Genomic DNA, 5151 nt, shown 5'->3' on the forward strand with positions numbered 1-5151 from the left:
CCGAGATAAACACCTCTATAATCGTCGGCAGCGTCATATGTGTATAACAGACCGCCCCTTTACCCATCCTCAAGCACGACTCTCTTATCCCCCAAGACAGAAGCCCTCTAGGACTGAACATCACGAGAACAGTTGGGTGGCCACCCAAGCAAACAGTTGATCGACCAGGTAGATGAAGGAAGCAAATGCCAACACAATCAGCAAGACTCCTACGGACTCACCGATCAATTGCCGGCGGCTCGGCCAAACGATCTTGCCCAATTCCACACGGGTCTCGTGAATGAAGCCCGGGATCCCTTTGAGTTCGGTGGAACTGTCTTTGGAGTGGCCCCGGCTGGCGGGATCCAAACGCTGCTCCGTATCGGTTTTGCTGGAAGGGGTGCTCTTAACCACGGCGGTGTTCTCCTAGCCTAACGGATCCCGAAAACAAAGTGCCGCATTTCGGCGGGCACAAGATCAGCTTTGCGATCCTAACAGATTTGTTGGGAACTTGTTGGGAATAGGATCCAACTTAGGGGGTAGGGGTGGGCTCAGGTGTCAAGGAAGCGGGAGAAAGCAGCAGGGAGCGGCGGCGGGATTGGTTGAATTGCTCCACAGCAGCATCGACGCTGGCCTTCCCGTCCCAACGGGAAGCGGCACTTTGGCGAGAGAGGAAGTCGGCAGCCCGGAAGAGATCGTTGACGTTAATGCTGGTGCCATCGAACAGAGAGGGATTGCTGTCGCGGCGAATGGCATCGTTGACACTTCCACTTTGAGCCAGGGCCACCCCAGAGCCGCTCAGAACCGAGCTCAAAGCCATCCCCACCAGAAGCAGCACTGGGGGCGAGGGGATCCCACGCCAGCAGACGGGCGATGGATTCAGGAGACGGTTGAGAAGCTTGCCGAGCATGATTTATTTCTCCGCTTCGTTTACACGAGGGTGCTGCTCCGCCAGCCCCTCTACCAACAACTGCTGCTCTTCGGCGGTCAAGGGGCGCTTGGCCAACAGGTCTGGCCGCCTTTGCCAGGTTCGAACCAGCTGCTGCTGCAGACGCCAACGGGCAATGGCTTGATGGTCGCCTGAGAGGAGTACCGGCGGCACCTTGTACCCCTGAAACTCTGGCGGGCGGGTGTACTGAGGATAGTCCAGCAGCCCCGCCTCGAAGCTTTCCCTCTTTAACGAGTCTACCTTGCCCACAGTGCCCGGCAAGAGCCGCACCACGCCGTTGATCAGGGCCAGCGCCGGAATTTCCCCCCCGGTCAGGACAAAATCCCCCAGCGACACCTCGCGGGTGGCCAGGTATTGGCGGATGCGTTCGTCAAAGCCTTCGTACTGGCCACACAGCAGGATCAGCTGCGCCTTCTGGGCCAGCTCCTGCAGCAGCGCCTGGTTTAGCGGTTGCCCCTGGGGCGTCAGCAGAATGATCTCACAGGGATCCAGCCGGGGCAGGGAGGCAACGGCAGCAAAGAAGGGCTCCGGCTTAAGCACCATGCCCACCCCACCCCCGTAGGGCTCATCATCGACACGGCGGTGCTTGTCGGTGGCGAAGTCGCGTGGATTGGTGCAGTGGACTTCGGCGATCCCCTGCTGTAGGGCTTTGCCCACCAGCCCAATGCGCAGCGGCGTTTCAAAAAATTCGGGGAAAAGGGTAAGGATATCGAACCGCACAGGACTCAGGACGAGGTGCGCAACCGCTCCAAATCCAGGCGCAAGGACTCAATCTGATGGATCAGCTCCATCAACTCAGCCATCTCTTCTCTGGAGATAGCCGGCTTGTTGGGGGAGGAAGCTGGTGTCGGGGGAGCATTCTCGACAGGCGCTTCAGAGTCAGGACTTGCCGAGGGGGCGTTGGCGGCTGGATCCCTGAGACTCTCAACGTAACGAACTGCCTCCTGCTCGATCAACTCTCCCTTTTGCTCCAGCTCCGCCGCCAGTTGTCCCAAGTCCATCGAAAGGCGGTTGAGGTTTTCGGTGCGCTTTTCCGGGTCTTGCAGGATTTCCACCAGAGCAGTGGCTGTGCCGTAAAAAATGTGGCGAGCCCGCGTGAACCAATCTGAAGAGCGAGAACTCATGGCAGCAGAAAGAGGTGGGTTGTGGATTATTCTAGGCGATCCACCCGACGGGATGAGCCCAAGGATACAAGCAGAATACCCGGCGTTCGAGGACAGACTGGAGTCTAGTTCTCCAAAGTCTTGAGGGCAATCTCAACCTGAAGACAGGGTTTAATCGACGGCGCGGATCTCGCCACTGTTTAGGCGCTCCACAATCGATTCCAGCAGTTCGTGCTCTTCTGGGGAAATTTCTTGATCGGCCATGACGGCACTGAGAATCTGCTGTTGCTCGGCGCGAGTCAAGACTTTGTCCGCCAAAACCCGGTTGATTAGAGCTCTCAGCTCAGAGGGTTGAGAGGGTTCCACCGTTTTTCTCCTAGCGCTGGAGGGCAAGGGGTCCCATAATGGGGTTCTGGATCCAAGAAGCAATGGACAGCGGCCCACCACCCAGTATAACGGTACGGCTGTGGAAACCCAGGTATCCTCAAAAGACCAGAGATCCCAACCTGTGGGGGTGATTGGCGGCGGGCAGTTGGCGCAGATGTTGGCCTTGGCAGCTCGCCAGATGGGGATCCCGCTGGTGGTGCAGGCTGCTGCTCCCACCGATCCGGCGGTGGCAGTGGCCGATGGGGTGGTTTGGGGATCCACAGCCGACAGCCAGGCCACGGCCCAGTTGTTGGAGCGCTGCCCGGTGGTTACTTTTGAAAACGAGTTTATCCCTCTGCCGGAGCTGAAAAAACTGGATCCGGAGGGATCCCGCTTTCGTCCCAGCCTCAGCACGCTAGAGCCGCTGCTGGACAAGTTGCACCAACGGCAGTTCCTGGCGCGGTTGGGGTTGCCGGTGCCGACTTTTTTTCCGCTGGAGGCGGTGTTGGATTCGGCAGACCTGGCCGGGTTGGGCTTTCCGGTGGTGCTCAAGCGACGGCGACAGGGCTACGATGGGCAGGGCACCTGCATCTTGCGCGACCGAGTGGCTTTGCAGCAGGCCATTGGCCAATCCAAGGGGATCCCGCTATTGCTGGAGGAATGGATCCCGTTTGAGCGGGAGTTGGCGGTGATGGTGGCGCGGGGGCTGAAGGGAGAGATCCGGGTTTACCCGGTGGTGGAAACTGTGCAGATCGAGCAAGTCTGCCGCCATGTCCTGGTGCCTGCCCGCATCCCCCCAACCACCGAGGCCGAGATCCGGCGCTTAGCAGCCGATCTGATGGAAAAACTGGGTGCAGTTGGCGTGTTCGGCATCGAGCTGTTTTGGGTGCCGCCCCCCCATCCCAAGGCCGGGATCTGGATCAACGAAATCTCGCCGCGGGTACACAATTCCGGCCACTACACCCTGGAAGCCTGCCACACCTCACAATTCGAGCAACACCTGCGGGCCATCCTCGGCCTGCCTTTGGGGGATCCCTCCCTCAAGTGTGCGGGGGCAGTGATGGTGAACCTCTTGGGCTATGAGCATGCCACCGGCGATTACCCAGAAAAGCGGCAGTGCTTAGCGGGGATCCCTCAGGCAGCGGTGCATTGGTACCACAAAACCCCTGCCCGCCCAGGGCGGAAACTGGGCCATGTGACCGTCTGTCTGCCGACCGCTTCTTCCCTACAGCAAGCAGAGACCATTGTTCGCACCCTCGAATCCCTCTGGTACCCCCAGCCATGAGCCAAGCGCAGGATCCCTCATTTTCTCCAGCCACACAAGCCCTGATCCAGGCGATGCAACGGCGGGATGTGCCCGCGGTAGCTCAGCAGGTGAACGGCTTGTCCCCTCAAGAGCGCCCTGCTGTGTTGACCCCTGCCCTCCAATACCTGGCCGAGGTGGATCCCGCCAGCGCCCAGTGGTTTGTTCGCCACCTCATGGCTCCTGCGGTCAAAGCGCAACTGCGAGAAGGGATCCTCAAAGCCGCCCAAGACTACCTACAGGAAGCCGGCTTCACCGAAGGGATCGACTACGAATTCAAGCCTGTTCGCGAAAGCGGTGCGGAGTGCCATCCCCAATCGGGGGGCAAAATCTTGAGCATCAGCCGCAGAGCCTTGCCCTATGCGGCTCCCGATGACGATCCCTTGGGGCAGTTGTTGTTGGCGGAATTCTGCGAATTGCGGGACTAGGCCACTATGAGCAGTACGAGTTATCGGCTGCAGGTGCTGGACATCACCGCCCTGCCCCAACTGCTGGAGCTGGATCGACGGTGTTACGGAGGATACTGGGGAGAACAGGGGTATCGAGCGGAGCTGGAACGACCCACAAGCACGGTGATTGGTGTAGTGGCGGAACCCGTTGCCGTTGGCGCCCCGTGTGGCTTGGGCCAAACGGAGTTCCCCCTTCCCTCTCCAGGCCCCACCTCGCCGACGCAGGTGACAAAAGAGCTGGTGGGCTTCGGCATTCTCTGGCGTATTGAAGAAGAAGCACATATCATCTCTCTGGCGGTGGATCCCGAGCACCGGCAACAGGGCTTGGGCCGGCGGATTCTGGAAGAACTGCTGAACCAAGCGAGAGCAGCAGGCTGCCGCTGGGCTACTCTGGAAGTGAAGGCTTCCAATCAAGCGGCAATCCGCCTGTACGAATCGGCAGGGTTTCAACGGCTGGGACGTCGCAAGGGGTATTACAACGGAGAAGATGCGCTGGTGTATTGGAAGAAACCGATTTAGAAAAGCGTCAATTGTATATAAATTGAAGGGCTGTGAACGTTTTTCGGGATACACCTTAGGCCAGACAGTGAGCAAGCCAATAGGCTAAGCATATCAAGGCTACAGGGGATCCAACCCATTGACCGAGTGTCGATTGCCCGTTTGATTCTTTATATAGGTCATCAAAATGCTCTCATTCTGTGGATGCAAACTGCCCGCTACAGTTCCTCCCAGCAACACTGACTCTAGCCAATGCAGCCGCATCCATCGCACAACAGAGATCCTGACTTAATCTACAAAGCTCCTGCTCGGTGGGGAAAAGCTATAATCTGCGGTATCAACAACTTGAATTCGATCCTTGCCGTTCGATGGCCCATCGGAGCTTTGACTGATGGCTGGAGCCCTTGGGTTAATAGAATGTGAAGTTTTATTTCGAGATCCGACATTTCTGCCTCAATATATATTTTCATATCATATTCCCCCTTTGGCCAACTTGCCTGAAAA

Annotated in this window: 9 protein-coding genes; 3 read left to right on the forward strand and 6 right to left on the reverse strand. The window is 58.2% G+C overall.

Going from position 1 to position 5151, the window contains the following annotated elements; translation table 11 throughout:
* Positions 1-120 precede the first annotated feature (120 nt).
* From secE to NW838_RS08095, 5 genes are all read right to left on the reverse strand, one after another.
* The gene (gene secE / locus NW838_RS08075) at positions 121-393 is read right to left on the reverse strand and encodes a preprotein translocase subunit SecE (RefSeq protein ID WP_414355816.1); all 273 of its coding nucleotides are present in this window, start codon (positions 391-393) and stop codon (positions 121-123) included.
* 118 nt (positions 394-511) lie between these two features.
* The gene (locus NW838_RS08080) at positions 512-889 is read right to left on the reverse strand and encodes a hypothetical protein (RefSeq protein ID WP_414355815.1); all 378 of its coding nucleotides are present in this window, start codon (positions 887-889) and stop codon (positions 512-514) included.
* Between the two features lie 3 nt (positions 890-892).
* A complete protein-coding gene (gene trmD / locus NW838_RS08085) occupies positions 893-1648 on the reverse strand; it encodes a tRNA (guanosine(37)-N1)-methyltransferase TrmD (protein ID WP_414342776.1) in 756 nt (251 codons plus the stop codon).
* Positions 1649-1653: 5 nt separating this feature from the next.
* The gene (locus NW838_RS08090) at positions 1654-2052 is read right to left on the reverse strand and encodes a hypothetical protein (RefSeq protein WP_414355814.1); all 399 of its coding nucleotides are present in this window, start codon (positions 2050-2052) and stop codon (positions 1654-1656) included.
* 150 nt (positions 2053-2202) lie between these two features.
* On the reverse strand, positions 2203-2397 hold the full coding sequence (locus tag NW838_RS08095) for a hypothetical protein (RefSeq protein ID WP_414355813.1): 195 nt from the start codon (positions 2395-2397) through the stop codon (positions 2203-2205).
* Positions 2398-2539: 142 nt separating this feature from the next.
* Between NW838_RS08095 and NW838_RS08100 the strand changes: the two genes are divergently transcribed.
* From NW838_RS08100 to rimI, 3 genes are read left to right on the forward strand one after another with little or no spacing between them, the layout of a single operon-like run.
* Positions 2540-3682 (forward strand): 5-(carboxyamino)imidazole ribonucleotide synthase, encoded by a 1143-nt coding sequence (locus tag NW838_RS08100; protein ID WP_414355812.1) that lies wholly within the window; start codon positions 2540-2542, stop codon positions 3680-3682.
* A complete protein-coding gene (locus tag NW838_RS08105) occupies positions 3679-4128 on the forward strand; it encodes a hypothetical protein (protein WP_414355811.1) in 450 nt (149 codons plus the stop codon). Before NW838_RS08100 ends, NW838_RS08105 begins: the two co-directional genes overlap by 4 nt.
* 6 nt (positions 4129-4134) lie before the next feature.
* A complete protein-coding gene (gene rimI, locus NW838_RS08110; protein ID WP_414355810.1) occupies positions 4135-4668 on the forward strand; it encodes a ribosomal protein S18-alanine N-acetyltransferase in 534 nt (177 codons plus the stop codon).
* 272 nt (positions 4669-4940) lie between these two features.
* Here rimI and NW838_RS08115 read toward each other — a convergent pair.
* Positions 4941-5151: hypothetical protein (locus tag NW838_RS08115; RefSeq protein WP_414427830.1), on the reverse strand; the 211-nt coding region annotated here is incomplete at its 5' end.

Source organism: Synechococcus sp. R55.2 (assembly GCF_047462075.1).
Lineage (GTDB): Bacteria > Cyanobacteriota > Cyanobacteriia > Thermostichales > Thermostichaceae > Thermostichus.

Coding starts and splice junctions, on each gene's coding strand:
- rimI (WP_414355810.1), top strand. CDS start 4,135: ATGAGCAGTACGAGTTATCGGCTGCAGGTGCTGGACATCACCGCCCTG.
- NW838_RS08105 (WP_414355811.1), top strand. CDS start 3,679: ATGAGCCAAGCGCAGGATCCCTCATTTTCTCCAGCCACACAAGCCCTG.
- NW838_RS08080 (WP_414355815.1), bottom strand. CDS start 889: ATGCTCGGCAAGCTTCTCAACCGTCTCCTGAATCCATCGCCCGTCTGC.
- NW838_RS08090 (WP_414355814.1), bottom strand. CDS start 2,052: ATGAGTTCTCGCTCTTCAGATTGGTTCACGCGGGCTCGCCACATTTTT.